The following is a 25,319-nucleotide window of genomic DNA, read 5'->3' on the forward strand; positions in this document are numbered from 1 at the left end:
TTTCCGTTTTTCAGGCCGGCCTTGCGCTGCGGCGCGGCAAAGGCCATTTCGGGGGCATGGACATCATCGCGGATGCCCCGACCGGCCTGGCCATGGCGCTCGATCCGCTGGTCACGCGGGTGCTGGCGCCCAATCCCTCGCCCTTCACCTATACCGGCACCCAGACCTATCTGGTCGGCACCTCCGTGCTTGCCGTGATCGATCCCGGCCCGGACGATCCCCGCCACCTCGCGGCGCTGGCCGCGGCGATCGGCGGGCGCCGGGTGGCGGCGATCCTCTGCACCCACACGCACCGCGACCACAGCCCGGCCGCCGCGCCGCTCAAGGCCGCCACGGGCGCGCCGATCATCGGCTGCGGCCCGCTCACGCTCGAGGATGCCGGCCCGCGCGCCGATGCCGCGTTCGATACCGGCTATGCGCCCGATCGCGTGCTGGCCGACGGGGACAGTGTCTCGGGCCCGGACTGGACGCTGGTCGCCGTCGCCACGCCCGGCCACACTTCCAACCATCTCTGCTTCGCCCTGCCCGAAAGCGGCGCGCTGTTCTGCGGCGACCATGTCATGGGCTGGTCGACCACCGTGGTCGCGCCGCCCGACGGCGACATGGCTGCCTATATGGCCAGCCTCGACAAGCTGATGGCGCGCGAGGACGACCGCATCTATTTCCCCGCGCATGGCGAGCCGATCGAGAAGCCCCATCGCTTCGTGCGCGGGCTGATCGGGCATCGCAAGCAGCGCGAGGGGCAGATATTGCGCCTGCTCAAGGCCGGTGTCGGCGCGGTTCCCGCCATGGTCGAGCGCATGTATGCTGGGCTCGATCCCAGGCTGAGTGGCGCGGCCGGGCGATCGGTACTCGCGCATCTGATCGACCTGCACGACCGCGGGCTCGTCATCGAGGAGGGCGGCGTTTGGAAGACGACAGCGTGAAGCAGGGCGGCGGGGGCTGCCTCAAGCTGTTCGGTGTCACCCTCGTGATCGTGCTGGCGGTAGTCCTGACGATGGGGGCCGGCTTCTGGTTCCTGGGCGATACGATCAAGCGGCAGTTCCAGGGCCCGACGCCCGAGACGGTGGCGCAAGCCAGCCTGCAGGGACTGCGCGAGCAGAACCGCCTGTCCGCCTTCGCGGCCAAGTTCGTCGCGGTGGTCACGTCGAAGCAGAGCCAGCTGGGCCTCACCGCGCAGAAGACGATGATCATGCCGGGCAGCGTCCGCTATGAAGTCGATCTGTCGAAGCTGCGCCAGGAGGATGTGACCTGGGACGCGCAGAACAAGCTGCTGACCGTCCGGCTGCCGGCCGTCGAGGCAATGGGCCCGGACGTCGATCTCGACCAGGTCCGCCAGTACGACAATGGCGGCATCCTGCTCTCGGTCACCGATGTCGGTGGCAAGCTCGACGATGCCAATCGCAAGGCCGGCCAGCAGGAGCTACTCCGCCAGGCCCAGTCGGGCCCCTATATGCGCATGGCCCGCGACGCGACGCGGCGCGCGGTGGAGCGCAGCTTCACCATGCCGCTCCGGGCGACCGGCATCGCCGCCGATGTCCAGGTGATCTTCCCCGACGAGGCGAACCGCTCGAGCGAGCGCTGGGACGAATCGCGCAGGCCCGAAGAGGTGATCGCCAACAAATGGTGAGCGGCCGGGCCGTTGAGCGGTCGGCCCGAATGCGCTACCTTCATGGCATTGCATATTTCAGTTGGGGGACTGAACATGGCGACACTCGCCGAACCGATGCCGCGCGTCCAGCGCGACCGCTTCTTCCTGATCCTGTCGCTCGCCATGATCGCGGTGATCCTCGGCGGCTTCTCGCTCAACCTGGCGCTCGGCCGGTCGAGCTTCGGCCTGCCGCTGATCTATCATGTCCATGCCTTTGTCTTCATGGGCTGGATCCTGATCTATCTGGCGCAGAACCTGCTGATCGCCACCGGGAACGCGGCGATTCACCGCCGACTCGGCTGGATCGCGCTGGCCTGGGTGCCGGCAATGGTGGCGATGGGGCTGGCGATCACGCTCTATGCGGTGCGCGATCATGGCGGGCCGCCCTTCTTCGCGCTGCCCGAGTTCCTGTTCGGCAATCCCGCCGGCCTGCTCTGCTTCGCCGGGCTGGCCCTTGCGGGATTCGCGATGCGCGGTCGCTCGGACTGGCATCGCCGGCTGATGCTCTGCTCGATGGCGGCGATCACCGGGCCGGGCTTCGGGCGGATCCTGCCGGTGCCGTTCATGATCCCCTGGTCGTGGCTGGTCGCGGCGCTGCTCGCCCCGGCGATCTTCCCGCTGATCGGCATGGCGGTGGACCGGCGGCGCATCGGCCGGGTGCATCCGGCCTGGCTCTGGGGCCTGGGCGCGATGATCGGCACCTTCGCGGTGGGCGAGGCGATCGCGTTCACGCCGTTCGGCGAATCGGTGACGCGCGCCGTGGTGGCGGGCACGCCCGGTGCCGATCGCGCCTTTGCCGCGCACTTTCCCTGATCGACCTTGAACCCGCGCGCCTGCCGGGCCATGTGCGGCGCGGGCAAGGGAGTGTTAGGCATGGACGCGCGCAATGGTATCGGCGGGAGCCTGTCGGGGCTCGATCTTCGTGCGGAGATCGACCGGCTGCGCAAGGAGCGCAATGCCGTCATCCTCGCCCATTATTATCAGAAGCCCGAGCTGCAGGACCTGGCGGACTTTGTCGGCGACAGCCTGGACCTCAGCCGCAAGGCGGCGGAGACCGATGCCGAGGTGATCGCCTTTTGCGGCGTGCGCTTCATGGCCGAGACCGCCAAGATCCTCTCGCCGGACAAGATCGTGGTGCTGCCCGACATGAATGCCGGGTGCAGCCTGGAGGACAGCTGCCCGCCCGATCAGTTCGCCGCCTTCCGCGCCGCGCATCCGGACCATATCGCGCTGACCTATATCAACTGCTCGACCGAGGTTAAGGCGCTCAGCGACATCATCGTCACCTCGAGCTCGGCCGAGAAAATCCTCGCCCAGATCCCGGAGAGCCAGAAGATCATCTTCGGCCCGGACCGCAATCTGGGCGGCTATCTCAAGCGCAAGGTGGGGCGCGACCTGCTGCTCTGGCCGGGCGTGTGCATCGTGCACGAGGCGTTCAGCGAGGCCGAGCTGCTCAAGCTCAAGGCGCAGCACCCCGGCGCGCCGGTGGCGGCGCATCCCGAATGCCCGCCGCACGTGCTCGATCACGCCGACTATGTCGGTTCGACCCGCGGCATCCTGGAATTCTCGCAGACCGTTCCGGGCGATACGCTGATCGTCGCCACCGAGCCGCACATCATCCACCAGATGCAGAAGGCGATGCCGGGCAAAACCTTCATCGGCGCGCCCGGCGCCGACGGCAACTGCAACTGCAACATCTGCCCCTATATGGCGCTCAACACGATGGAGAAGCTCTACCTCGCGCTGCGCGACCTCACGCCGCGCATCGAGATCGAGGAGGGCCTGCGCCTCCAGGCCAAGAAGAGCCTGGACCGGATGCTCGAGATGGCGGCGGGCACGGTGGGGCAGGGCGATCTGGGCGCGATCGGCGGCGATCCGGCCGGGAGGCGCTGAATTCGCGCCGTTCCCCAAGGGGAAGGGGCGCGCTCACCGCCACGCCGGCTGGATGCCCATTTCCGCCGAATAATAGTTCACATATTGGGCCAGCCGCGGCTGCCCGGCCGTGTTCGGGCTGGCGCCGTGCGGCAGGTCGTGCCGCCAGATGATCAGGTCGCCGGCACGGGCGGGGACGCGCACGGCCTGGTCGCTCAGGTCCATCGTTCGCGGATCGGCGCCGCCCAGCGCGGCCAGCCACTCGGCCAAGCGATGGTGGAAGCCGGGAACCAGCTCGAACGCGCCCTGATCGGCGGCCGTGTCGGAGAGATAGAGGATGCCCTGGGTCGCGAAGGCGATCGGCGGGACGAGGCTCACGTCCCAGTGCAGCCGCGGCGCCGCGAAGCCGTGCGGTGCGCGCAGCGGCGCGTTGAAGCTCATCCGGTCGACGCGCGGCCACAGGTCGCTCGTGCCCCAGAGCTGGGCAAAGGCCTTGTGCACGCGCGGTGCGCGTCGCGCCGCCTCCAATGCGGGATGCTGGAAGCGCTGGACCATCAGCCCGTTGGTGCGTGGGCCATGCCAGCTTGCCGGATCGGCCGGATCCGCCCCGGCGGCTTCCCAGAGCAGGGCTGCGGCCGCTTCGACTTCCCGGGGCGTGATCGCGCCGCGCAGGATCACATAGCCCTGCGCATCCCAATGGGCGAGGTCCGCTGCGTCGAGCACCGCCGGCATCGCGTCGATCCGCGAGAGCTGGGCGGAGACCTGCGGTGGAGGCGGGGCGCCGGCGATCGCTGCATGATAGCGGGCGATCGTCACCGGGTCGGGCGGGCCCGCGGTAGCGACGATCCAGCGCCGGAAGGCATCGAAATCGGGCCGTTCGCGGCCCAGGAACTGTAGCGTCTGCTCCAGGCCCAGGCCCAATGCGTCGAGCAGCAGCTTGTCGGCCATCCACTCGTCGGGCGGCGACGGCCGATGCGTGACGCGGCGTTCCCAATAAGCGCGCAGCCGGCGGACTTCGGGCATCGCGGCGGGTTCGATATCGGCCATGGAATCAGCCTGTATGCGTGCCGCATCCCGGTCAATTCGGGTTGGAACCGATCCCGCGCGGTTCCGCGCCCCCTTGCCGTCCACGCGGACTGTGCCACAAGCGCGCCATGCCACACGTCTTCGCGCTTCCGGGATTCGATCTCGATGCCTTTATTGCCGCCACGCTCGCCGAGGATCTGGGCGAGGAGGGCGATATCACGTCCGCCGCGGTGATCCCGGCCGATGCGGTGTTCGCGGGGGTGATGGACAGCCGCGACGCGATCACCGTCGCCGGCCTGCCCGTTGCGGAGGCCTTTTTCCGCGCGCTCGATCCCGAGGTCAAGATCGAGCGGCTGGTCGAGGATGGCGATCGCGTGGCGCCGGGCACCGATCTGATGCGGCTGCGCGGCCGGGCGCGTGCCTTGCTCACCGCCGAGCGTTCCGCCCTCAACACGGTGCAGCATCTCTCCGGCATCGCGACCATGGCGCGAGCCTATGTCGATGCCATGGCGGGGACCGGCGCCACGCTGCTCGACACGCGCAAGACGCTGCCCGGCCTGCGCAGGCTGGAGAAATACGCGACTCGCATGGGCGGGGCGACCAACCACCGCATGGGCCTGTGGGACGCCGCGATGATCAAGGACAATCACGTGGCCGTCGCCGGATCGGTGGCCGAGGCGGCGCGGCGGGCCGTCGCCGCGGGGATCGCGCGCATCATCGTCGAGGTCGACCGGATCGACCAGATCGAGCCGGCGCTTGCCGCGGGGGCGACGCATCTGTTGCTCGACAATATGGGGCCGGAGACGCTGCACGAGGCCGTTGCGCTGGTCGCGGGCCGGGTGCCGACCGAGGCGTCGGGCGGCGTGCGGCTCGACACGATCCGGGCGATCGCCGCAAGCGGCGTGACCTATGTCAGCGTCGGCAGGCTCACCCAATCGGCGCCCGCCGCCGATATCGGCCTGGATTTCGCGCAAGGATGAGGAGCATGGACGTGCGCAAGCTGGCTCTTGGTCTCGTCGGCACCGGCCTTGCGCTGCTGCCCGGCATCGCTTCCGCCCAGGCGCTGATGTGCCATGTGCCGGGCAAGGTCGAGCGGCCACGCCCCGATCTGCCCGGCGCGAAGGAGCCGCGGCGGATCATGCCGATCGGCTCCTATACGCTGGCGCTCACCTGGAGCCCCGGTTTCTGCCGCGCGCATGGCGACGAACCGGAGAATCGCTTCCAGTGCGGCCAGGGCGCGCGCTTCGGCTTCACCCTGCACGGCTTGTGGCCCGATGGGGAGACGCGGAGCTGGCCGCAATATTGCGCGGACACCCGCATCCTGCCGCCCGCGCAGATCAAGTCGATGCTCTGCGCCACGCCCTCGGCGCAGCTGATCCAGCACGAATGGGCCAAGCACGGCACCTGCACCTCGATGTCGCCCGCCGCCTATTTCGGCACGGCCAGGCGGCTCTATGATGCGGTCCGCTATCCGGACATGGAGGGGCTGTCGCGCGGGGCGCTGACCGTCGGCCGGTTCAAGGCGCGTTTCGCCGAGGCCAATCGCGGCATTCCCGCCGATGCGATCCGCGTGACGGTGACGCGCGAGGGGTGGCTCGACGAACTCTGGCTCTGCCTCGACAAGGGGCTGCGCTACGAGGCGTGCCGGCCCGGCACCGGCGGGGCCGCCGATGGCAGCGCGCTGAAGATCTGGCGGGGCGGGCGACGCTAGGTTGGGAAGCCAAGCATGATATCTGTCATCCCCGCTTTCGCAGGGATGACTATGGAGAGCGGGAACGACGAAAGATGAGTCCCGACCCCTAGCCCTGATGGACCGTCGCGGTGCCCGGATGGTGCCGGTCGAGATGGCGCTTGATCAGCCTGAGGTTGCGGGTGTTCGACCTGAACAGGAAATCCGCCGCGTCGCCCACCACCGGGACCAGTCCGATCAGCCAGTCGAAGCCGACATTGCCGACCATGCGCATCATCGTCGTCGTCGGCATCTTCAGGTTGCGCGCCTCCCAGACGATATAGAGGCCGAGCAGCGCGGCGATCAGGTCGCCGCCCACGGGCACGAGGCCCAGGATCGCGTCGAGGCCGACCTTGGCCTTGGTGCCGGGGATGGGCACGCTGCGCTCGAGCAGATGCTCCATCATCTCGATCCGCCGGCGCACGTCCGCCGCATGCGTTCCCAGCGGCAGCGCCGCCGCTGCCGCCTTTGCCCCCGAAGCCATCCGCGTCGTTCTCGCCACGTTCACCTCGTCTCGTTGCGCAGGTGGTTCAACGGGTGCCACGCGCGAGCGTTCCCCTGCCAGGCCTGCAGCCGCAATGCGACGATAGACCATCGGAAGGGCTGGGCGATAGGGATGAAAGCGCCGTCCGCGGTGAGCGCGGCATCGGCCTCGGCGATGCGATGGGCACGGGCGTAGAGGTCCGGCGCGTCGCGCCCGGCTTCGATCAGCGTCTGCGCATCGTCGGAGCAGGCCTGGCAGGCGGTGGCGACGAACCACCGTGCGCTGTCATAGGGTGCGACGGCATCGACGAGGCGCAGGTCCGCGGGGGCGTCTAGGGCACTGCGGACGGGCATGATGCCGATCGCATAGAGCGCCTCGGCCAGCCGCGACCAGACGAGCGTGGCGCCCGGCCCCCCGGGCAAGGCGATGCGCACGGTGATTTGGCCCGGATGCGCGCGCCGCCAGCCGGCGACCGAGGCCCGCGCATTCTGCCGGCGCTGGTCGAGGTCGAGCGGCGCCCAGGCGGGTTGCGCGGGTGGATTGGCCGAATCGAGTTGTCCCGGAAGCAGCGTTTCGACGGGCGCCCAGTCCGGATGGATCTCGTGCGTGAGGGTGGGGCGATCGATCGCCATCGCGATCGCGGCGCGATTGGCGGGATCCGCCAGAAACCCCTGGCGCGAGACCACGGCCAGGCCGAACAGCCCGAGCGCGTTGTCCAGCTTCACATTGGGCGCGGCGATGCTTGATGCCACTACCAGCGGCCAGTCGGCGAAGCTGCCGCCCAGCACCAGGTCCGACTGGCCGTCGCGGAAACGGGCAAGGGCCACCGCGGCGCGCTCGCCATGGAACTGCAGCATCTCCTGGGGGCGGGGCGCGCCGGCGTCTTCGGCCGCGTCCGGATCGGGCGCCGGGCGCAACAGCACGCTGGCGTGGTGCTGCGTGGCCCGGAAGGGGCCGCTGCCGTCGAGCTTGTCGAGCCGGAACACCGCCATTTCGGGTTGGGCGAACAGCTTGAGCAGGTCGGGCCGGGGGCGTTTCAGCCGCACTTCGATCACCTGCGGCGTCATTTCCACGATCTCGTCGATCACCGCGAGAAAGGGCGAGAGCGCGTTGCGCGAACGCGGCGCGATCGTGCGGCGCAGCGCCCGTACCACTTGTTCGGCGGTGACCGGCTCGCCGTCCGGCCAGGTCGCATCGTCGCGCAGGCGGAAGATATAGCTGCGGCCATCGTCGATCACGATCCAGCGTTCGGCCAGCCCCGGCTCGATCTGGCCGGTGGCGTCGAATCGCACCAGACCCTGCGCCGTCGCGCCGAGCAGCACGCGGCGGGCGGAATCCAGGGGGCCGGCGTCGGGGTCGGCGAGCGCGCTGCTCGCACCGATCGCGCTGACCACCACTGCGGTGTCGTCGCGCCGCTGCCCCGCGCCGCCGTCGCACGCCGCGAGCATGACGAGGGACAGCAAACAGAGGAGGCGAGGGGACATCAGGCAAATCCGGCTGGGCGGAACGGGTGTATGATCGCCGGACCCCGCTGCCAACCCCCGTGGCGCTTCACTGATTTGCTGCGGTGCGGGAACCATCGAAGCATGCGAGGCATTTCATTCCCATTCCTTTGAAAGGGGAGTGTGTACGATGCGTATTCTTGGTCGGGCGGCGGCTGTCGCTGCCCTGGTTTCGCTGGCCGCCGTGCCGGCGCTCGCTGCGTCTGAAACCTCGGCGTCGAAGCTGTCTCTGCGTGGAGCGACCAGTTCCAAGCACAAATCGGATATCGCCGGTGCGCCGATCATTGCGATCATCGGCGTCGTTGCGATCGTGGCCGGAGGCGTGATCATCGCCACCCAGGACGACAAACCCGACAGCCCGTGAAGGGCATCGGTTTGAAAGACATTGGTGCGGACGGCGGGACTCGAACCCGCACGCCCTGAAGGGCAGAAGATTTTAAGTCTCCGGCGTCTACCGGTTCCGCCACGTCCGCACGCGTCCACGCAAGCGCATGGAATCGCCAGCGTCAAGCGGCGCGCATCGCTCAGACGTTGAGCTTGATGCGCATTTCCTTGCCGGGCTTGAAATAAGGGACGCGCTTGGCATCCACTTCGACCGTCTCGCCGGTGCGCGGGTTGCGGCCGACGCGCGCATCGCGCGCGCGGGTGGAAAAAGCGCCGAAGCCGCGCAGCTCCACGCGGCCATCTTCCTGGAGCCGGCCGACGATCTCGTCGAAGAAGACCGACACGATCTTCTCGACCTCGCGGACCGAAAGGCCCGGATTGTCCTGCACCAGCAACTGAACCAGTTCCGAGCGGATCATCCGCAACCCTCCCTTTGCCCACGCGGATCTGCGGTCTTCCGCGCGAGCGCCAAATCCCTGATGGGCTCTCTAACCCTGTTCGCCAACCTGCATCAACCCGCAGATGGCTATTAACCCATGATATTCCGGAATAAACGAAACGGGGAGCGGTTTTGCCGCTCCCCGTCGCCGTTCTCAGTTCTTTTCGTTGCGGGCCTTGAGGGCCTCGCCCAGGATGTCGCCCAGCGACGCGCCCGAATCGGACGAGCCATACTGCGCCACCGCCTGCTTCTCCTCGGCGATCTGCATCGCCTTGACCGAGAAGGTGGGCTTCTTCGAACGATCGAAGCCGGTGACCATCGCATCGAGCTTCTGGCCGACCTGGAAACGCTCCGGACGCTGCTCGTCGCGGTCGCGGCCGAGATCGGTGCGCTTGATGAAGCCGGTCGCGCCGTCTTCGCCAACCTGCACTTCGAGGCCCGCGTCGCGGACTTCGAGGATGGTCACGGTGACGACCTGGTTCTTGTTCAGGCGATCGGCCGAAGTGGTCGAACCCGCAGCGGCGACGCCGCCGCGCTCGAGCTGCTTCATGCCGAGCGAGATGCGCTCCTTGTCCGACTCCACGGCGAGCACGATGGCCTTAACCACCTCGCCCTTGCGGTGCAGGTTGAGCGCGTCCTCACCCGAGATGCCCCAGGCGATGTCCGACATGTGCACCATGCCGTCGACGTCGTTGTCCAGGCCGATGAACAGGCCGAACTCGGTGGCGTTCTTGACTTCGCCCTCGACCTCGGTGCCAACCGGGTGCTCGGCCGCGAACTTCTCCCACGGGTTCTGCTGGGCCTGCTTGAGGCCGAGCGAGATGCGGCGCTTCTCGGCGTCCACCTCGAGCACCACGACTTCGACTTCCTGCGAGGTCGAGACGATCTTGCCCGGATGCACGTTCTTCTTGGTCCAGCTCATCTCCGAGACGTGGACCAGGCCCTCGATGCCCGGCTCGAGCTCGACGAACGCACCATATTCGGTGATGTTCGTCACGCGGCCCGACAGCTTCGCGCCGACCGGGTACTTCACCGCGGCGCCATCCCACGGATCGCTCTCGAGCTGCTTCATGCCGAGCGAGATGCGCTGGGTGTCGCGGTTGATGCGGATGATCTGGACGCGGACCGTGTCGCCGATGTTGAGCATCTCGGACGGGTGGTTGACGCGCTTGTAGCTCAGGTCGGTGACGTGCAGCAGGCCGTCGATGCCGCCCAGGTCGACGAACGCACCATAGTCGGTGATGTTCTTGACGACGCCGTCGATGATCTGGCCCTCGGCCAGGCTCTGGATGAGGCCCGAACGCTGCTCGGCGCGGGTCTCTTCGAGCACGGCGCGGCGCGACACGACGATGTTGCCGCGCTTGCGGTCCATCTTGAGGATCTGGAAGGGCTGCGGGATGTCCATCAGCGGGGTGACGTCGCGCACCGGGCGGATGTCGACCTGCGAGCCGGGGAGGAAGGCCACCGCGCCCGAGAGGTCGACGGTGAAGCCGCCCTTGACGCGGCCGAAGATGACGCCCTCGACGCGGGCCGACTTGGCGAACTCGGCTTCCAGCTTGTCCCAGGCGGCTTCGCGGCGGGCGCGGTCGCGGCTGAGCATCGCTTCGCCATTGGCGTTCTCGACGCGGTCGACATAGACTTCGACTTCGTCGCCGACCTTCAGATCGGCCTTCTGGCCCGGCGCGGCGAATTCGCGCAGCGGCACGCGGCCTTCGGACTTGAGGCCGACGTCGATGACCGCGAGGTCGTTCTCGATGCCGGTGACGGTGCCGATCACGACGCGGCCTTCGAAGCCGTCCGCCTGACCGAGGGTCTGTTCGAGAAGCGCCGCGAAATCGTCGCGGCTCGGATTTGCCGTAGTGGCCATAAGGGTTTCAGTTCCTAATCATGTTGTTTCCGGCCAGTCGGTTGGATCCGACGGTCTTTGGGCCAGACTCGCCGCGGCGGCCGGTCGCCGGTCGCGGCATCCGTCGTGCGGGCGCAGGCGAAGGAAAGACAAGACGCCGATCAAAGCGAAAAGGGCGCGTGAGAGTCACCCCTCCGCGCCTTCCTCCGCGAACACCCGTCCGCCGGACGCGCGCGCTCTAGCCGAATCCGCCCATATCCGCAAGCATTGCAGAGAGGCGCGCGGGATGCGACGTGCGGGGCCTGAGACCAGGTCGCGGGGAATCAAGATGGAATATGACAAGCAGCGTTTCGAGAATGTCGAGATCGTGCTCGACGGCAACGTCTTCCGCAATTGCACCTTCAACGAAGTGATATTCGTCTATTCGGGCGGGCCGGTGGACATGGTCGATTGCGGCATCGAGCGCTTCTCGATGCGGTTCGACGGCGATCTCGCCCAGGGCCTGTTCACGCTCTATCAGCTGTTCGGCACCGAAGGCATGTTGCAGATCATCCGCGGCTTCACCCAGCCGGCGGAAGGCGAGATCCAGATCGATATCTAGGACGGATCGGCGTTCAGGCTAAGCGCGTGGCTTGGCGTGCCGGAACACTTCGAACCAACCTCTTTCGTCACCCTGAACTTGTTTCAGGGTCCAACGTGCCACCGGCGATATCGCGGGTGGAGAATTGGATGCTGAAACAAGTTCAGCACGACGGAAGGGAGAGGCTTCGACATTGAACTTCCGTCCCTCGCTGCCGGGAACGGAAGGGACACAGCTGCATGTCGATTGGCCCCAGGGCGCTGCGTCAGCCGGAAGCGCGGGTCGCGTTCGTCTTGCTCTCGACGATCGCGATCGCGCGCTGCACGGCGGCGTCGATCGAAAGGAAGCTGGTGTCGAGCAATGCGGCGTCGCTGGCCTGGGTCATCGGCGCCTCGGTGCGCTTGGAATCGCGCTCGTCGCGTGCCCGGATGTCCGCCAGCACCTTGTCGAGGCTGGTGAGCACGCCGTGCTTGCGGAGTTCCAGGTGCCGGCGCTGGGCGCGGATCATCGGCGTCGCCTTGACGAAGAGCTTCACGTCCGCGTCCGGCGCGATGACCGTGCCGATGTCGCGCCCGTCGAGCACCGCGCCGCCGGGCTGGCGCGCGAACTTCTTCTGGCGGTTGAGCAGCGCGGCGCGCACCAGCGGGTGCGCGGACACGACGGACGCGGCCTTGCCCACCTCGTCGGAGCGCAGCCAGGGATCGTCGAGCAGATAATCCTCGAAGCTGCAGGCCGAGACCGCGTCGGCTTCCCGCGCCGGATCCAGTTCCTCGCGCAGCACCGTGGCGGCGACGGCGCGATAGAGAAGGCCGGTATCGAGATGCGGCAGCCCGTAATGCTGCGCCAGGGCGCGCGCGATGGTGCCCTTACCAGAGGCTGCCGGTCCGTCGACTGCGATGATCATATGTCCGAGCGTTCGCGGCACATGCGCGCGCCGTCAAGCGATTCGGATGCAAAATTCGCGTTCAGGCGGCGTCGTGGCGTGCCATCCACGCGCGCAGCAGGGCGAGATAGGCTTCGGGTTGATCGGACAGGATCGAATGCGCCGATCCCGTCACTTCCCGGAACGTCGCGCCGGGCACGCGCGCGGCGAACTTCGCCACCGTCTCTGGCCGGGCCTCGTCATATTCGCCGCAGACGAACAAGGTGCGCGGGCCATCCAGCTTCGCGAGCAGAGACTCGCCGTCATAGTCCCTGAGCGTGCCGGTGGAGACGAACTCGGCCTTGCCCCACATGCGCTGGTAAAGCGTGTCGCCGGCATCGCGCGGCGCCCGGGCGCGATAGGCGGCGATGCCGTCGGCGCGCTGCGAGCGGATGACGTGGCGACGATAGAATTCCCAGGTCGCCGCATCGCAGGTCTGGGCCGGCGGCGGCGCGGCGGTGTCGCATTTCTCCAGCGTGGCGCGCGTATCGGCCGGCATCCGGGAGCGCAGGAGATCGGCGTCCGCGATCCAGCTCCTGGTGGACACCAGCGGCGACTGGACGATCAGGCTCGCCGTGCCCGGCCGCCGGCGCGCGCCATATTCGATCGCCAGCGTGCCGCCCCAGCTGCCGCCGCCGACGTGCCAGCGCGTGATGTCGAGCGCGTCGCGGATCCGGTCGATCTCGTCGACGAAGCGCGCGACGCGCCAGTTCCTCGGGGCGAGCGGCGCGTCCGAACGGCCGCTGTCGAGCTGATCCCACAGAATCACCGCGCGCTCGCGCGCCAGGGCAGTGAGCGGAAGCAGCCCCGAATGATCGCCGCCCGGGCCGCCATGGGCATAGATCAGCGGCGGGCGCGGGCCCTTGAGGTCGCCGTTCACCCGCACATAGACGCTGCCTCCCTCGACCGGGACCGTCAGCTCCCGGTCGGGCTTGAACAGGATCTCGTCGCGCAGCCTGGCCCAGGCCGGGACGGCCAGGGTGCCGGCAGCCATCCCGCCCAGAAAGGCGCGACGGCCGAGCTTCATGCGACGAGGCTGTCGAGCACGTCGAAAAAGCCGGGATAGCTGGTCTGCACCGGCGCGATGTCGTCGATGGCGATGGGCGCCGCGGCGGCGAGGCCGGCGACCGCCATGCTCATCGCGATGCGGTGGTCGAGCCTCGTGACCGCAGCGCCGCCGCCCGGGATCGGCGCGCCGCCCGTGCCGGTGACGGCAAGCCCGTCCTCGAATTCCTCCAGCACGACGCCATTGGCTTCGAGCGCCGCGCGCATCGTCGCGATCCGGTCCGATTCCTTGACGCGCAGCTCGTGCGCGCCACGCGCCACCGTCCGCCCTTCGGCGACCGAGGCGGCGACGAACAGGATCGGATATTCGTCGATCATGCTGGGAGCGAGCTCGGGCGGCACTTCGATCGCCTTCAGCGGGGCATGGCGCACGCGCAGGTCGGCGACCGGCTCGCCGCCCACTTCGCGCGGGTCGAGCGCCTCGATCGACGCGCCCATCATCCGCAGCGCCTGGATCAGGCCGGTGCGGGTCGGGTTCATGCAGACATTGGCGATGGTGACGTCCGATCCGGGCACGATCGACGCGGCGACCATCCAGAAGCCGGCGGAGGAGGGGTCGCCCGGGACCACGATGTGCTGGGGCTTCAGTTCCGCCTCGCCGCGGATCGAGATGATCTTGCCCTCGGGGCCGTCCTCCACGGTCAGCTCGGCGCCGAAGCCGCGCAGCATCCGCTCGCTATGATCGCGAGTCGGCACCGGCTCGATCACGCGGGTGATGCCCGGCGTGTTGAGCCCGGCGAGCAGCACCGCCGACTTCACCTGGGCGGAGGCCACCGGCAGCGTGTAGGTGATCGGCACGGCCGGGCTGATCCCCTTCAGCATCAGCGGCAGGGTCTGGGTCCCCCTGGCACCCGGGCTGGCGGTGATCTCCGCGCCCATCTGGCCGAGCGGTTCGATCGCGCGGCCCATCGGGCGGCCGGAGAGCGAGGCGTCGCCGGTGAAGGTCACCGTGATCGGATGGCTGGCGACCAGGCCCATCAGCAGCCGGGTCGACGTGCCCGAATTGCCCATGTCGAGCGCGGTCTCGGGCTGGAGCAGGCCGCCGACGCCGACGCCGCTGACCGTCCATGCGCCATCGTCGCCGCGCGTGATGGTCGCGCCCATCGCGCGCATCGCCGCGGCGGTGGCGAGCACGTCCTCGCCCTCGAGCAGTCCCTCGATCCGGCTTTCGCCGACGGCGAGCGCCGAGAACATCAGCGAGCGATGGCTGATCGATTTGTCGCCGGGAACGGTGACGCGGCCCTTCAGGGGACCACGGGCGGAGATGCCGAGCGGGCGGGGAGGAGAGGCAGACATGACGCCCGGCTTTGACAGCGCCCTTGCAGCATGGCAAGGCGCCTCCCACTTTCCGGGACCTGTTCCCGAAATCCAAGATTTGAAAGGCGAAGAGGCAACACATGGTGAAGCCCGAATGGGGCACGAAGCGCGCGTGCCCGAAGTGCGGAACGCGCTTCTATGATCTGACCAAGGACGAGCCGGTGACCTGCATCAGCTGCGGGTTTGCCTGGGATCCGGAGCCGATCCTCAAGTCCAAGCAGCCGCTGCCTTTCGAGGCGGTGAAGACCGAGAAGCCCGAGGCGGAGGATTCCGATCTGGGTGACGAGGATCTGGACATCGGCGACGACGACGAGGAGCCCTCGGCGGACGATGACGTCGATCTGGGCGGCGACGACGATCTGGGCGTCGAGACCGGCGGCGACGACGAAGAACAATAATTCGGGGAAATTGGCAGGGACCGAAAAAAGGTCCTTGCCAGACCCGCGGAGCCCTTCTAGAGGGCCCGTCTTCCCGGGGTTTGGGGCCGTAGCTCAGCTGGGAGAGCGTCGCAATGGCATTGCGAAGGTCAGGGGTTCGATCCCCCTCGGCTCCACCATTCCCCCCGTCCGCGGCAATGCGGACCATTCCAGTTCCAGCCAGCTCGTAGCGGCGCGACCGGCGACCGAAATGGTCGTGCGCGTCCCGATGGGGCGCGTCGCCATCTTCGATACGTGCCGGTAACGGGCGTGGCGCTTCAGGCCACGCGGCTGAGCTGCTTCTGCTGCGTCTGTGCGAGTGCCTGGGCGAGGGCGCCGATAAGCGGCAGCGCCTGCCGGGTCGCTTCTTCGTCGGTGCGGCCAAGCAGTCGCGAGGTTTCGGCGAGACCGAGCGTGATCGCGACGATCTCCCGCGCGCTGCGTTGCGGATCCTGGTGGAAATCGCGGGCGCGCCGCGCGCCGAGATAGCCGGCGAGGGTGGTGCTCAGCGGATCGAGAAACTCGCGTTCGAAGGCATTGCGCAGTTCGGGGCGATCATTGCCGTGGCGGACCAATGCCAGGTGAAGGTCGAAGAAGCCGGGGCTGGCGAACAACCCCAGCAAATCCCGCATGAACCGCGTCAGTCCCGCGTGCAGCTGCCGTTCGGCCGGAGGGGCGGGCGGCATCTGCGCCTTCAGTTGCCGAAGCGCCTGGTGAACGACTCCCGCGAACAGGTCGTCCACATTGGCGAAGTGGTTGTAGATCGTCCGGCGCGTCAGCTGCGCCTCGCGGGCGACATGTTCGAAGGTGACACCGGAAACGCCGTGGCGCGCGAACAGGATGCGGCCCGCGAGCAGGATCGCGGCACGGTTGTCGCGCCGGCTGCGGGGTGCCGAAGTCCCTGCATCCCTGTCCCCGACAATGAACATTGCTGTCCCCTTCTCAACGCTGGTCGTGCCCATGCGCAATCAGGGCCGCCGATGCCGCATCGGCTGCGACCGAAGCCGTCCGTCCCGCGACGGGGCCGGGGATTGCACGCCTCTGGGAAGGAATGGCGGCTGTGCGGCGATGCCCGGTCGCGGCTAGGATGCTCGATTGCTCTGGTTCGCCCGGGAGATTGCATGCGATTGCTGGCCACCTGGGAGCTGGGACTGGGATATGGCCATGTCGCGACGCTCGCGCCGATCGGCCGTGCGTTGCGCAAGGGCGGGCACCATCTGACATTGGCGGCACGTACGCCGCAGACGGCGCTGCGGCTCGAGCGCGATGCATTCGACCTGGTGGTGCAGGGGCCGCGCTTTGCCGGTTCCGCGCCCCGGGGCGAGACGCTGACCTATGGCCAGGTGATCGCCGCGGGCGGGCTGACCGATGCGGCGGGCGCGATTCCGCTGGTGCGGCAATGGCTGGATGCCTTCGAACGCATCCAGCCGGTCCTGGTCCTGGCCGAGCATGCGCCCCTGTCGCTGCTGGCGGCGCATATTGCCGGGCTCCCCGCGCGGAGGCTGGGGCCGACCTTCGTGGCGCCCCGCGCGCGTGACGCGGGTGCGAGCCTGCAGCCCTGGGCCGGCCACGACGCTGCCGAGCTGGCGGCAGCGCAGCGGCCGGCGGACCAGGCGGTCCGGGAGGTTTGCCGCCATTTCGGCGCACCCGAGCCCGCCGGACTCGGCGCGTTGCTCGCGGGCGCGCCGCTCCATTCGCTGGCCTGGGCCGAACTCGACCATTACGGGCCGGACGCGACGGGCTTCTATTACGGTCCGCTGATCGGCATCGAGGCGGATGCCCATCCCGAATGGCCCCGGGGCGCGGGGCCGCGGACGCTCGTCTATCTGCCGTTCGACCGCCCCGGCAGCGCGATCGTCGCGCGGGCGCTGGGCGGACTGGGCTGGCCCGTGCTCTGGCATTCGGCGGTCCCGCCCGGCGAGGCGCTGCCCGCCAACATCCTGTTCAGCGCCGCGCCCGTCGATCTTGCGGCGGCGGGGCGCGAAGCGGCGCTCTATGTCGGTCGCGGCGGTTACGGAGCCTCGGCGAAGATGCTCGCTACGGGCGTGCCGCAGCTTCTCCTGCCCGATACGCTGGAATCGCTGCTGCTCACCTATCGGCTGCGTCTTGCCGGCGTGGCGCGGTCGCAGGCCGTGTCCGCCGGTGCCGACGCCGTGCGGGAGGCGCTGTGCCGTGCCGCGGGCGACGATCGTATGCGCCACCGGGCTGCCCGGGTGGCGGCGCGCCATGGCAACTATTCGGCCGCCGTGATGACCGAACTGCTGGTCCAGGGCATCCTGGCCGGCATGCCGGGGTGAAAACTGCACAACCGCGTGAAGTTGCATTCCGCTGTGCAATTAAAGGGTTGGAACTCCTCTTCGAACATCGGCACCTGCCCTTGCTGTTCACGCTGGCGCGCACATCCGGGCCGGCACTTCCGGCATTGGAGCAGCATCATGGCGCGTACTGCGTTTCCCACTCGTATCTCGATTCTTCCCGGTACCAGGGGCCGCACCGCGTTGTTCGTGAGCGCGGCGACGCTGGCGATCGCGCTTTCCTCGACGGCGGCGCGCGCCCAGTGCGCGGGCGAAGGCGCGCAGGTCGTCTGCACGGGCACGTCCGCACCCTTCGTCATGACCGTGGCGAGCGGCACCGTCACCGTGCAGCCCGGCGCGACCGTGGGCAGCCAGACCACCGAGGGCCCGGCGCTTCGCTTCGATGTCGGCGGCAAGCTGATCGTCGAAGGCGGGGTGTTTTCCCAGGGCCCCGCGGTCCTGCTCGCGGACGCGGTGGACCTCAATGTGAAGATCGGCAAATCGGGCACGCTTTCGGGCGGCAACGCCCTGCGCCAGGGCGACGACAGCGGCGCCTTCATCGCGCTCGACAATAGCGGCCTGGTGCGCGGCACCGACGGCACGGCGGTGCGCGCGCGCTCGGCCGTGCTGGACCTGCGCAACCGCGGCACCGGCCGCATCGAAGGCGGCGTGGACGTCTATGAGGTCCAGGGAGCAAATGCCGGCACGATCGAGGCGGGCGAGGTTTCGGCGATCCGTGCCCAGTATCTCGACATCGACAATAGCGGCACCATCGCGAACGGCTCGGCTACCGAAGCGACCGTCGCCGTCGCCCAGGGTGCCATCCGCAATCGGGGCCTGATCGAGGCGCGCGGTGCCGCGCCGGCGATTTCGGCGGCGGATCTGGAGCTTCGGAACCAGGCCGGCGGCGTGATCCGCAGCGCCGGCGACACCGCGATCCGGGTCACGGAGCAGGCGGTCATCGAGAATGCCGGCCGGATCGACGGCGGTGTCACGCTCGGCCAATATGGCGATCGCTTCTACCAGCGCATCGGCGGCAGCGTGGCCGGGAACATCGCGATGGGCGATGGCGACGACCAGTTCTGGCGCGAGGGCAACGCGACCGGCGTTGCCGGCATGCCGGGCGGCGCGCTCGACGGCGGCGACGGCATCGACATCTATGGCATCCGCATGACCGGCTCGGGGACGATCGCCTTCGGGAACCTGCCGACGGGGTTCGAGCGCTATGGGCTCGACCTGTGCGGTTGCGATCTCGACGTGACCATCGCCGCGGAGAACCTGACCGGCGCGCTCAACGTGTCCGGCCCGGGGGTCGTCACCAACCTGGCCGACTTTACCTATGCCGGATCGGACGCGGGCCTCAGGCTGAGGGCCTATAATGGGTCCGGCAACGGCGGGACGTTGACCGTCACCAATCGCGGCGCGCTACGCTTCACCGGCGTGTCGGCTCCCGAGAGCGGCCCGCCGGTCGCGCTGATCGATGCCAACGACTTTCTTACCGCCTTCGTCAACGACACGGGCGGCACCATCAACTTGTCCGGCGAGGCGATCTACGGCATCCGCACGGCGGGCCGCAATTCCGCCGACAGCGCCCATGGCTTCATCAACCGCGGGTCTATCCATGCCGAGGGGCTCGTGTCCACTGCGGTCGCCGTGTCCGGCTCGGGCTATAACAGCGGCACGATCTCGAGCGCGGTGGAAGGTGGGGTCGCCCTGAGCCTGGAGGGAGCTTCCGGCCGGTTCGTCAACGACACCGGCGGCGTGATCCGCGGCGATCAGGCGGTGAGCATGCAACATGGCGCGAGCCTGACGAACCGCGGCACGATCGTCGCGACCGGCGAGAACGCCGCCGTCTCCGGCTACAGCACGCAATATTCTCGCGCTGCCAGGCTGATCAACGAGGGGGAGATCCGCGCGGGCGAAGGTGCCGCCGTCGGGCTGTATAGCGAGGCGCCCTATGGTGCGCAGGTCGCGAACAAGGGCACGATCGTGGGCGACGTCGTGCTGGGCGGTTCGGGCAAGGACATGCTGTGGCTGGCCGAGGGCAGCTCGCTGCAGGGCAATGTCTCGACCGGCAATGGCGACGACAAGCTGGTCGTCGACCTGAAGCGCCTTGGCCAGGACGGCAGCGTCAACACCGGCGGCCTGGTGACCGGAGCGGTCGACATGGGCGCCGGCAACAATGTGTTGCAGGCCCGGGCCGGCGAGAGCCAGGCGTTCTCGGTGCTGCGGGGGAATGCCGCGGGCTTCGCGGGCGGCACGATCTACGAGGCTGCGGGGGCCGGCACGGTGCTGACGCTGCAGGGGCCGGCCGACGGCAGCGGCGGCCATTACAGCTATGACGGATTGCTGCGCGTGGCCGGCGACGGCCGGGTCGTACTGAACATGAACTTCAACAATGGGGGGTATGATCGTCCGTCGATCATCGTCGAGCAGGACTCGACGAGCAGCGTGTTCGGCGAGGAAGGGCGGGGCCTCGACCTGGTGATCGCCGGCGCCGTCAACGGCGGCACGGCGGGCATCGCGGTCGACGCGACCCATGCCCGCCGCGTCGAGCTGCTCGCGCAGAGCGGCTATATCGGCATCACCGGCGGCACCGCGCTGAAGACCGGCGCCGGCACCGAAGTGCTGATCTCGGCGAGCTCCAACCTGCGCAAGATGGGCAATGCCTATGGCGTGCTGCTCGAGGCCGAGGGCAGCACGATCACCAATCGTGCCTCGATCTGGGAAGATTCGAAGGACGCCTCGACCGGCAATTTCGGGCTCGGCGTGGATCTTCGGTACGGCATGTTCACCAACGATCGCGGCAATCTGGGCGTCGGCCGGGTCAGCATGCAGGGCACCGGCATCCGGATGGAGGATTCGGTAGTCGACAACAGCGGCGACATCGTCAGCGCCCATGGCAATGCGATCGAGACGGTCGGCTATGGCGTCAATCGCATCGTCAATCGTGCGGTGGGCACGATCCAGGGGCATGCGACGGACAATGCCGCCGGCACCGCGGGCGCCGCGATCGTCGGCGGCAATGCGGACGACATCGTCGAGAATGCCGGCACCATCACCGGCCATGTGCTGCTCGGCAACGGCAATGATCTCTATGTCGCGAACGGCGGCAAGATCACCGGCGATCTCGACATGGGCAATGGCGACGACACGGTGCTCACCCGCAACGGTGCGGGGCTCGACGTGAGCGGCACCGTGACCGGTGGGGCGGGCATCGACGCCTATGGTCGGTCCTTCACCAGCAACGGGACCTTCGATCTCGCGGGCAACGTGCTTCCTGCGGGCTTCGAGCTGCACGGCGTCGAGGCGAACGGCGCGCAGACCGAAGTGACGATCACTGCCGCGGCGACGCAGACCAGGGGGCTGCGTGCCCTCGGCGACGGCAAGGTGATCAACAACGCCAATTTCGACATCACCGACGACACGCTGTACGCGGCGATCGAAGTCACCGATCCGCGCTACGATACGCGGCTCGACCTGGTGAACAACGGCACGATCGCCAGCACGGTGGATGGGGTTCTTGCCTATGGTGCGCTGTCGAGCTTGGCCAACACCGGCACGATCGCCGCGCGGGGCAATGGCCTGTCGGTCTATCGCGACTATGACGGCATCGGGGCCTTCACGCTCAACAACAGCGGCAGGATCGCCTCGACCGAGGGGCATGGCGTTCAAGTCCACAACTATGGCGTCGACGAGACTGGTCGCAGCATCGATGTGACGAACAGCGGCCAGATCACGGCGTCGGCCGATGGCGGCAACGGCATGGAGCTTCAGGGCGGAGGGGGGCTGGTCAAGCTCGCCAACACCGGCACGATCGGCGCGGCCAGCCGCCACGGCAGCGGGGCATTGATCAGCGCCCGGTCGTTCGACGTGACCAATGGCGGCACCATCGAGTCCACCGGCCGGAGCGGCACCGGCCTGCTGCTCACCGCCCTTGGCGGCGCCGGGTTCGGCGAGGACTGTCCCGATCCGCAGCAGCCGGTGCTGGTCGGCAAGCTGGTCAACAGCGGCCGGATCGCGGCCAATGGCGGCGGCGGCAACGGAGGTTCGTCGCCGGACCTCGCCACCGGCGTCTTCGCGGCCCTGCTCGGCGACAACGGCATCGTCGGCATGACCAACGCGGCCGGCGGCACGATCGAGGCCACCGGCGGCGTATCGACCGCGCTGATGGTCGCCGGCCTCGACGACGAGGGCTATGGCAGCGCCGGCGTCGATGCGGCCCTGCGGCTGTTCGAGCTCGACAATCTGGGGACGATTCGCGGCGGAGCGGACACGGTCCTGCACGGCGACAGCAATTTCGACGCCGGTGGCATCGATCTCCATGCGCCGGGCGACGACACCACCGAGACCTATGTGATCGCCGGCGGCATCCAGACGATGCATAGCACCGACAAGATCCGCAACCTCGCCGGCGGCACCATCATCGGCAATGTCGACCTGGGCCAGGGCGACGATCGGTTCGAGAATTACGGCACGCTCCAGGGCGATCTGCGCCTCGGCGACGGCAACGACACCTTCGTCTATGCCGCCTCAGGCATCTTCACCGGCACTGCCTATGGCGGCGAGGGTACGGACACGCTGCTCGTCGATGTGAATGGCGGGGGCACGGTCAATTTCGACCAGTTCCGCGGCTTCGAGACGCTGGGCCAGCGCGGCACCGGCTCGATCACGATCCGTGGCACCGCCGATCTCGAGACGCTGAGCATGGCGGGCTCGAACGTGACGGTCGCGGCCGGCACCCGCTTCCAGACCCAGAGCGCAACCGCGCTGGCCGGTTCGGACGCGGCGGAATCGGTCATCGTTTCGGGCGCGATCGGCGGCAGCCTGGCCATGGGCGGCGGCAACGACACCGTGACCCTCAACACGGGCGGCGTGGTCGAAGGCAATATCGACCTGGGCGCGGGCAATGATCGCCTGGTGCTCGCCGGCGGCACCGCCACCGGCCTGATCGACGGGGGCGACGGCATCGACACCGTGGCCTTCGAGATCGCGCAGGACACCAGCAACCTGCCCAACGTCACCAATTTCGAATCGCTCGACGTATCGGGCAATGCCCGCCTGACGATCGGCATGAACCAGGACTTCGACACGGTGACGCTGCGCAACGGCGCCGACCTGACGGTGAATCCGGGCGAGGGCGATCACCATATCGGCACCATCATCGGCGACGACAGCGCGCAGTCGGTGATCCTCAACACCGCGCTCACCGGCGGCGTGTCGCTGGGCGGCGGCGACGATTCGCTGACCATGCTCCTGAACGGCACGCTTTCCGGCGCGCTCGACGGCGGCGCGGGCAACGACGTGCTCAACCTAAACCTGACGGGCGACTCGCGGATCGCCGGCGGGATCACCAGCTTCGAGACGATCAACGTCGCCGGCGGCGCGTCGCTGACGCTGGGCGGCACCATCGCCGCCGACCAGACGCTCAACTTCGACGCGCATGACAACCAGTTGATCGTCGATGGCGGCTCGATCCTCGGCACCGTCAATGGCGGCGCCGGGCACGATGCGCTCGTGTTCAACACGCTCGCCGACCAGACCTCGACGCTGGCCACCGCCAAGATCCTCAACTTCGAGGACATTCTGGCGCGCGGCGCCGGCAACCTCGCGATCAGCGGCAATGGCAGCTACCAGACGATCTCGGTGGATCAGGGCGACCTGACCATCGCGGCGGGGAGCTCGGTCTCCGCGGAGCAGGTCAGCTTCGGCGCGGCGGACAATGTCCTCACGCTTTCCAGCCGCGCGATCCTGAGCGGCGCGATCGACGGCGGCGACGGCATCGATCGCCTGGTGCTCAACCAGGCGGCGAACACCGTCCGCCAGCTGAGCAGCGTCAACGCCACCGGCTTCGAACAGCTCGAATCGGGCGATGCCGGCGAACTGATCATCGATCGCGACGCGCAGTTCGACATTGTCGACCTGTTCGGCGCCAAGCTGACGGTCACGGCGGGCGCGACGCTCACCACGCCGGCGCTTGCGGGCAATGACGGCGCCAACCACCTCAACGTGCAGGGCACGCTGGCGGGCAATGTGGCGCTGGGCGCGGGCGACGACCGCCTGACTCTCGGCCGCACCAATGCGATCACCGGCACCGCCAGCGGCGGCGCCGGCTATGATACGCTCGAGTTCAACACCCCGGGCACCTATGCCGCGCCGACTGCGTGGAACGGCCAGGGCTATTCCGAATTCGAGGCGTTCAACGTCGCCGGCGGCGTGGTCTCGCTGACGGGGAACATCAGCTACGACACCGTCTCGGTCACCGGCGGCCGCCTGATCGGGCAGGCGGGCACCACCATCACCTCGGCCAAGACCATCGTCGTCAGCCATGGCGCGACGTTCGGCACCGCGGGCACGGTGAACGCCAATATCGAAGTGCGCGGCACGCTGTCGCCGGGCGCCTCGCCGGGCACGATGACGGTCAACGGCAACGTGCTGTTCACCAACGGCTCGAACCTGCTGCTGGAAATGGCGCCGACCGGCAGCGACCGCCTGAACATCTCGGGCACCATGAACATCCAGGCGGGCGCCACGCTGGACATCACCGGCATCCTCCAGTCCACGCCGGGCGGCGCGCTCGATCTCGTGGTGGCGCAGGGCGGCATCACCGGCGGTTTCACCACGATCAACAAGTCGGAAACGGTGTTCGGCTTCGTGGCGACGCGCGGCAACCGCATCCAGCTGGTCGGCGAATTCCAGAACGACAATGCGTTTGGCGCCAATGTGCGCGATTCGATCCGCTACGCCAATGCGGTGCTGGGCGGCGGGCAGATGGTGCAGGCCTTCACCAATGCCCTGCCGTCGCTGGTCGAGACCAACGGCGCCTCGCGTGCCGCGAGCTTCGCGGCGCTGAGCCCGGAGGCCTTTGCCGCCGCGGACCAGGCGAGCGTCGAGAGCGGCCTGGCCGTGGTCGATGCGATGCGCACGCAGGACAATGGCGGGAAGGGCCATGTCGGCTTCTACGGCTTCGCGCAGGGTCTGCATCAGGAGGGCGCGCTCCAGGGGAATGCCGGCACCGGTGCGCATGACCTGCGCAGCGACAGCCGCGGCCTGCTCGGCGGGTTCGGCTGGGGCTTCTCGGAGGCGGCCCGGGTGAATGCGTTCGTCGGCACGCTCTCGACCAACCAGACGGTGGAGGGCCTGGGCGCCTCCACCAAGCTGGAGGGCATGCAGGTCGGCGTCTCGGCCAGTGCCGAGCTCGGCGGTCTCGCGCTGCGCGGCCTGGTCGCCTATGACCTGTCGCGGGCCAAGACCCGTCGCGCCGTCCCGGGCGGCACCGCCACTTCGCGCTATGACCTGGGCGGGTTCGTCGCCGATATGTCGGCGGGCTATCAGGTGTCGCTGGGTTCGGCGCGCATCACCCCCCGTGTCGGCCTCACCTATGTCGAGGCCGGCCGCAACCGCCTGGCCGAGGGCGGTTCGGGCTTCGCGCTGGAACTGGTCAAGAACACCGGCAACGCGCTGTTCGGCGATGCCGCGCTGGGCGTCAGCTTCGATCTCGGCGGGGTCACTCCCTGGGCCGAGGCGGGCCTCCGCCATCAGTTCAGCGGCAACAACGGCCGGGCCTCCGCTTCCTATGCCGCAGCGGGCGCCGGCGGCCTGATGTCGGCCCTGGCGGCCGAGCGTGGCGACACCATGGCGCATCTCGCGCTGGGCGTGACCGCGCCGGTGTCGAAGGGCGTCCGGCTGAATCTCAGCTACTCGGGCGAATATGGCGCCGGGGCGGGCGGCAGGTTCGGCGACACGGCCCGCCACAGCGTGAATGCGGGCCTCTCGATCGCGTTCTGATCCG

At 68.5% G+C, this 25,319-nt stretch carries 20 protein-coding genes and 2 tRNA genes; 12 read left to right on the top strand and 10 right to left on the bottom strand.

Annotated features, from left to right (window positions below):
* Positions 1-56: 56 nt before the first annotated feature.
* The 4 genes from CAP40_RS07240 (at position 57) to nadA (ending at position 3,544) form a co-directional block, all read left to right on the top strand.
* Positions 57-926 (top strand): MBL fold metallo-hydrolase, encoded by an 870-nt coding sequence (locus tag CAP40_RS07240; protein ID WP_086128726.1) that lies wholly within the window; start codon positions 57-59, stop codon positions 924-926.
* Positions 908-1,630: a DUF4230 domain-containing protein gene (locus CAP40_RS07245; RefSeq protein WP_256924062.1), complete on the top strand. Its 723-nt coding sequence runs from the start codon at positions 908-910 to the stop codon at positions 1,628-1,630. The genes CAP40_RS07240 and CAP40_RS07245 overlap by 19 nt, the downstream gene beginning before the upstream one ends.
* 75 nt (positions 1,631-1,705) lie before the next feature.
* Positions 1,706-2,464, top strand: a complete 759-nt coding sequence (locus tag CAP40_RS07250) for a hypothetical protein (protein WP_256924063.1) — start codon at positions 1,706-1,708, stop codon at positions 2,462-2,464.
* Positions 2,465-2,524: 60 nt separating this feature from the next.
* The gene (nadA, locus tag CAP40_RS07255) at positions 2,525-3,544 is read left to right on the top strand and encodes a quinolinate synthase NadA (RefSeq protein WP_086128727.1); all 1,020 of its coding nucleotides are present in this window, start codon (positions 2,525-2,527) and stop codon (positions 3,542-3,544) included.
* Between the two features lie 33 nt (positions 3,545-3,577).
* Here nadA and CAP40_RS07260 read toward each other — a convergent pair whose 3' ends face one another.
* Positions 3,578-4,570 (bottom strand): phytanoyl-CoA dioxygenase family protein, encoded by a 993-nt coding sequence (locus tag CAP40_RS07260; protein ID WP_256924064.1) that lies wholly within the window; start codon positions 4,568-4,570, stop codon positions 3,578-3,580.
* Positions 4,571-4,677: 107 nt separating this feature from the next.
* Between CAP40_RS07260 and nadC the strand changes: the two genes are divergently transcribed.
* Together nadC and CAP40_RS07270 are read left to right on the top strand one after the other, a co-directional pair.
* Positions 4,678-5,529 carry a carboxylating nicotinate-nucleotide diphosphorylase gene (nadC, locus tag CAP40_RS07265; RefSeq protein WP_086128728.1) on the top strand — a complete coding sequence of 284 codons (852 nt, stop codon included), beginning with the start codon at positions 4,678-4,680 and terminating at the stop codon, positions 5,527-5,529.
* A 5-nt stretch (positions 5,530-5,534) separates the two neighbouring features.
* Entirely contained in the window at positions 5,535-6,260 is a 726-nt protein-coding gene (locus CAP40_RS07270) for a ribonuclease T2 (protein ID WP_086128729.1), read from the top strand.
* Positions 6,261-6,348: 88 nt separating this feature from the next.
* Here the strand turns inward: CAP40_RS07270 and CAP40_RS07275 are convergent, their stop codons facing one another.
* Both CAP40_RS07275 and CAP40_RS07280 read right to left on the bottom strand, forming a co-directional pair.
* Positions 6,349-6,762 (bottom strand): DUF4112 domain-containing protein, encoded by a 414-nt coding sequence (locus CAP40_RS07275; protein WP_086128730.1) that lies wholly within the window; start codon positions 6,760-6,762, stop codon positions 6,349-6,351.
* A 20-nt stretch (positions 6,763-6,782) separates the two neighbouring features.
* Complete coding sequence (locus CAP40_RS07280; protein WP_256924065.1) at positions 6,783-8,246, bottom strand: ABC transporter substrate-binding protein; 1,464 nt, start codon at positions 8,244-8,246, stop codon at positions 6,783-6,785.
* A gap of 148 nt (positions 8,247-8,394) precedes the next feature.
* On the opposite strand from CAP40_RS07280, the gene CAP40_RS07285 reads away from it, so the two are divergent.
* Positions 8,395-8,628 carry a hypothetical protein gene (locus CAP40_RS07285; RefSeq protein ID WP_086128732.1) on the top strand — a complete coding sequence of 78 codons (234 nt, stop codon included), beginning with the start codon at positions 8,395-8,397 and terminating at the stop codon, positions 8,626-8,628.
* A 22-nt stretch (positions 8,629-8,650) separates the two neighbouring features.
* Here the strand turns inward: CAP40_RS07285 and CAP40_RS07290 are convergent.
* The 3 genes from CAP40_RS07290 to rpsA all read right to left on the bottom strand — a co-directional run bounded on the left by CAP40_RS07290 (position 8,651) and on the right by rpsA (position 10,954).
* Positions 8,651-8,737 (bottom strand) — tRNA-Leu (locus tag CAP40_RS07290).
* Positions 8,738-8,788: 51 nt separating this feature from the next.
* Complete coding sequence (locus CAP40_RS07295; protein WP_086128733.1) at positions 8,789-9,067, bottom strand: integration host factor subunit beta; 279 nt, start codon at positions 9,065-9,067, stop codon at positions 8,789-8,791.
* A 174-nt stretch (positions 9,068-9,241) separates the two neighbouring features.
* Complete coding sequence (rpsA, locus tag CAP40_RS07300) at positions 9,242-10,954, bottom strand: 30S ribosomal protein S1 (RefSeq protein ID WP_086128734.1); 1,713 nt, start codon at positions 10,952-10,954, stop codon at positions 9,242-9,244.
* Between the two features lie 307 nt (positions 10,955-11,261).
* Here rpsA and CAP40_RS07305 point away from each other — a divergent pair, with 307 nt between their 5' ends.
* Entirely contained in the window at positions 11,262-11,534 is a 273-nt protein-coding gene (locus tag CAP40_RS07305) for a hypothetical protein (protein WP_086128735.1), read from the top strand.
* Positions 11,535-11,778: 244 nt separating this feature from the next.
* On the opposite strand, the gene cmk is transcribed toward CAP40_RS07305, so the two are convergent.
* The 3 genes from cmk to aroA all read right to left on the bottom strand — a co-directional run bounded on the left by cmk (position 11,779) and on the right by aroA (position 14,796).
* On the bottom strand, positions 11,779-12,417 hold the full coding sequence (gene cmk / locus CAP40_RS07310) for a (d)CMP kinase (protein WP_086128736.1): 639 nt from the start codon (positions 12,415-12,417) through the stop codon (positions 11,779-11,781).
* Between the two features lie 61 nt (positions 12,418-12,478).
* A complete protein-coding gene (locus tag CAP40_RS07315) occupies positions 12,479-13,462 on the bottom strand; it encodes a proline iminopeptidase-family hydrolase (RefSeq protein WP_256924066.1) in 984 nt (327 codons plus the stop codon).
* On the bottom strand, positions 13,459-14,796 hold the full coding sequence (gene aroA, locus CAP40_RS07320; protein ID WP_086128737.1) for a 3-phosphoshikimate 1-carboxyvinyltransferase: 1,338 nt from the start codon (positions 14,794-14,796) through the stop codon (positions 13,459-13,461). The genes CAP40_RS07315 and aroA overlap by 4 nt, the downstream gene beginning before the upstream one ends.
* A gap of 101 nt (positions 14,797-14,897) precedes the next feature.
* Between aroA and CAP40_RS07325 the strand changes: the two genes are divergently transcribed.
* Both CAP40_RS07325 and CAP40_RS07330 read left to right on the top strand, forming a co-directional pair.
* On the top strand, positions 14,898-15,215 hold the full coding sequence (locus CAP40_RS07325; protein ID WP_086128738.1) for a TIGR02300 family protein: 318 nt from the start codon (positions 14,898-14,900) through the stop codon (positions 15,213-15,215).
* 82 nt (positions 15,216-15,297) lie between these two features.
* Positions 15,298-15,373: transfer RNA gene (locus CAP40_RS07330), tRNA-Ala, on the top strand.
* 138 nt (positions 15,374-15,511) lie between these two features.
* On the opposite strand, the gene CAP40_RS07335 is transcribed toward CAP40_RS07330, so the two are convergent.
* Positions 15,512-16,195 (bottom strand): TetR/AcrR family transcriptional regulator, encoded by a 684-nt coding sequence (locus CAP40_RS07335; protein ID WP_086128739.1) that lies wholly within the window; start codon positions 16,193-16,195, stop codon positions 15,512-15,514.
* A 159-nt stretch (positions 16,196-16,354) separates the two neighbouring features.
* Between CAP40_RS07335 and CAP40_RS07340 the strand changes: the two genes are divergently transcribed.
* Together CAP40_RS07340 and CAP40_RS07345 are read left to right on the top strand one after the other, a co-directional pair.
* Positions 16,355-17,530, top strand: coding sequence for a glycosyltransferase family 1 protein (locus CAP40_RS07340; RefSeq protein WP_144034263.1), 1,176 nt, complete (start codon positions 16,355-16,357; stop codon positions 17,528-17,530).
* A 138-nt stretch (positions 17,531-17,668) separates the two neighbouring features.
* On the top strand, positions 17,669-25,315 hold the full coding sequence (locus tag CAP40_RS07345; protein WP_144034265.1) for an autotransporter outer membrane beta-barrel domain-containing protein: 7,647 nt from the start codon (positions 17,669-17,671) through the stop codon (positions 25,313-25,315).
* Positions 25,316-25,319 lie beyond the last annotated feature (4 nt).

It is taken from the genome of Sphingomonas sp. IBVSS2, assembly GCF_002127225.1.
Classification (GTDB): domain Bacteria; phylum Pseudomonadota; class Alphaproteobacteria; order Sphingomonadales; family Sphingomonadaceae; genus Sphingomonas.

Bases quoted from the DNA above. Each gene is read 5' to 3' on its own strand.
- nadA (WP_086128727.1), top strand. From the start codon at position 2,525: ATGGACGCGCGCAATGGTATCGGCGGGAGCCTGTCGGGGCTCGATCTT.
- cmk (WP_086128736.1), bottom strand. From the start codon at position 12,417: ATGATCATCGCAGTCGACGGACCGGCAGCCTCTGGTAAGGGCACCATC.
- nadC (WP_086128728.1), top strand. From the start codon at position 4,678: ATGCCACACGTCTTCGCGCTTCCGGGATTCGATCTCGATGCCTTTATT.
- CAP40_RS07295 (WP_086128733.1), bottom strand. From the start codon at position 9,067: ATGATCCGCTCGGAACTGGTTCAGTTGCTGGTGCAGGACAATCCGGGC.
- CAP40_RS07240 (WP_086128726.1), top strand. From the start codon at position 57: ATGGACATCATCGCGGATGCCCCGACCGGCCTGGCCATGGCGCTCGAT.
- CAP40_RS07305 (WP_086128735.1), top strand. From the start codon at position 11,262: ATGGAATATGACAAGCAGCGTTTCGAGAATGTCGAGATCGTGCTCGAC.
- rpsA (WP_086128734.1), bottom strand. From the start codon at position 10,954: ATGGCCACTACGGCAAATCCGAGCCGCGACGATTTCGCGGCGCTTCTC.
- CAP40_RS07345 (WP_144034265.1), top strand. From the start codon at position 17,669: ATGGCGCGTACTGCGTTTCCCACTCGTATCTCGATTCTTCCCGGTACC.
- CAP40_RS07250 (WP_256924063.1), top strand. From the start codon at position 1,706: ATGGCGACACTCGCCGAACCGATGCCGCGCGTCCAGCGCGACCGCTTC.
- CAP40_RS07270 (WP_086128729.1), top strand. From the start codon at position 5,535: ATGGACGTGCGCAAGCTGGCTCTTGGTCTCGTCGGCACCGGCCTTGCG.
- aroA (WP_086128737.1), bottom strand. From the start codon at position 14,796: ATGTCTGCCTCTCCTCCCCGCCCGCTCGGCATCTCCGCCCGTGGTCCC.
- CAP40_RS07285 (WP_086128732.1), top strand. From the start codon at position 8,395: ATGCGTATTCTTGGTCGGGCGGCGGCTGTCGCTGCCCTGGTTTCGCTG.
- CAP40_RS07260 (WP_256924064.1), bottom strand. From the start codon at position 4,570: ATGGCCGATATCGAACCCGCCGCGATGCCCGAAGTCCGCCGGCTGCGC.
- CAP40_RS07315 (WP_256924066.1), bottom strand. From the start codon at position 13,462: ATGAAGCTCGGCCGTCGCGCCTTTCTGGGCGGGATGGCTGCCGGCACC.
- CAP40_RS07335 (WP_086128739.1), bottom strand. From the start codon at position 16,195: ATGGGCACGACCAGCGTTGAGAAGGGGACAGCAATGTTCATTGTCGGG.
- CAP40_RS07340 (WP_144034263.1), top strand. From the start codon at position 16,355: ATGCGATTGCTGGCCACCTGGGAGCTGGGACTGGGATATGGCCATGTC.
- CAP40_RS07325 (WP_086128738.1), top strand. From the start codon at position 14,898: ATGGTGAAGCCCGAATGGGGCACGAAGCGCGCGTGCCCGAAGTGCGGA.
- CAP40_RS07280 (WP_256924065.1), bottom strand. From the start codon at position 8,246: ATGTCCCCTCGCCTCCTCTGTTTGCTGTCCCTCGTCATGCTCGCGGCG.
- CAP40_RS07275 (WP_086128730.1), bottom strand. From the start codon at position 6,762: ATGGCTTCGGGGGCAAAGGCGGCAGCGGCGGCGCTGCCGCTGGGAACG.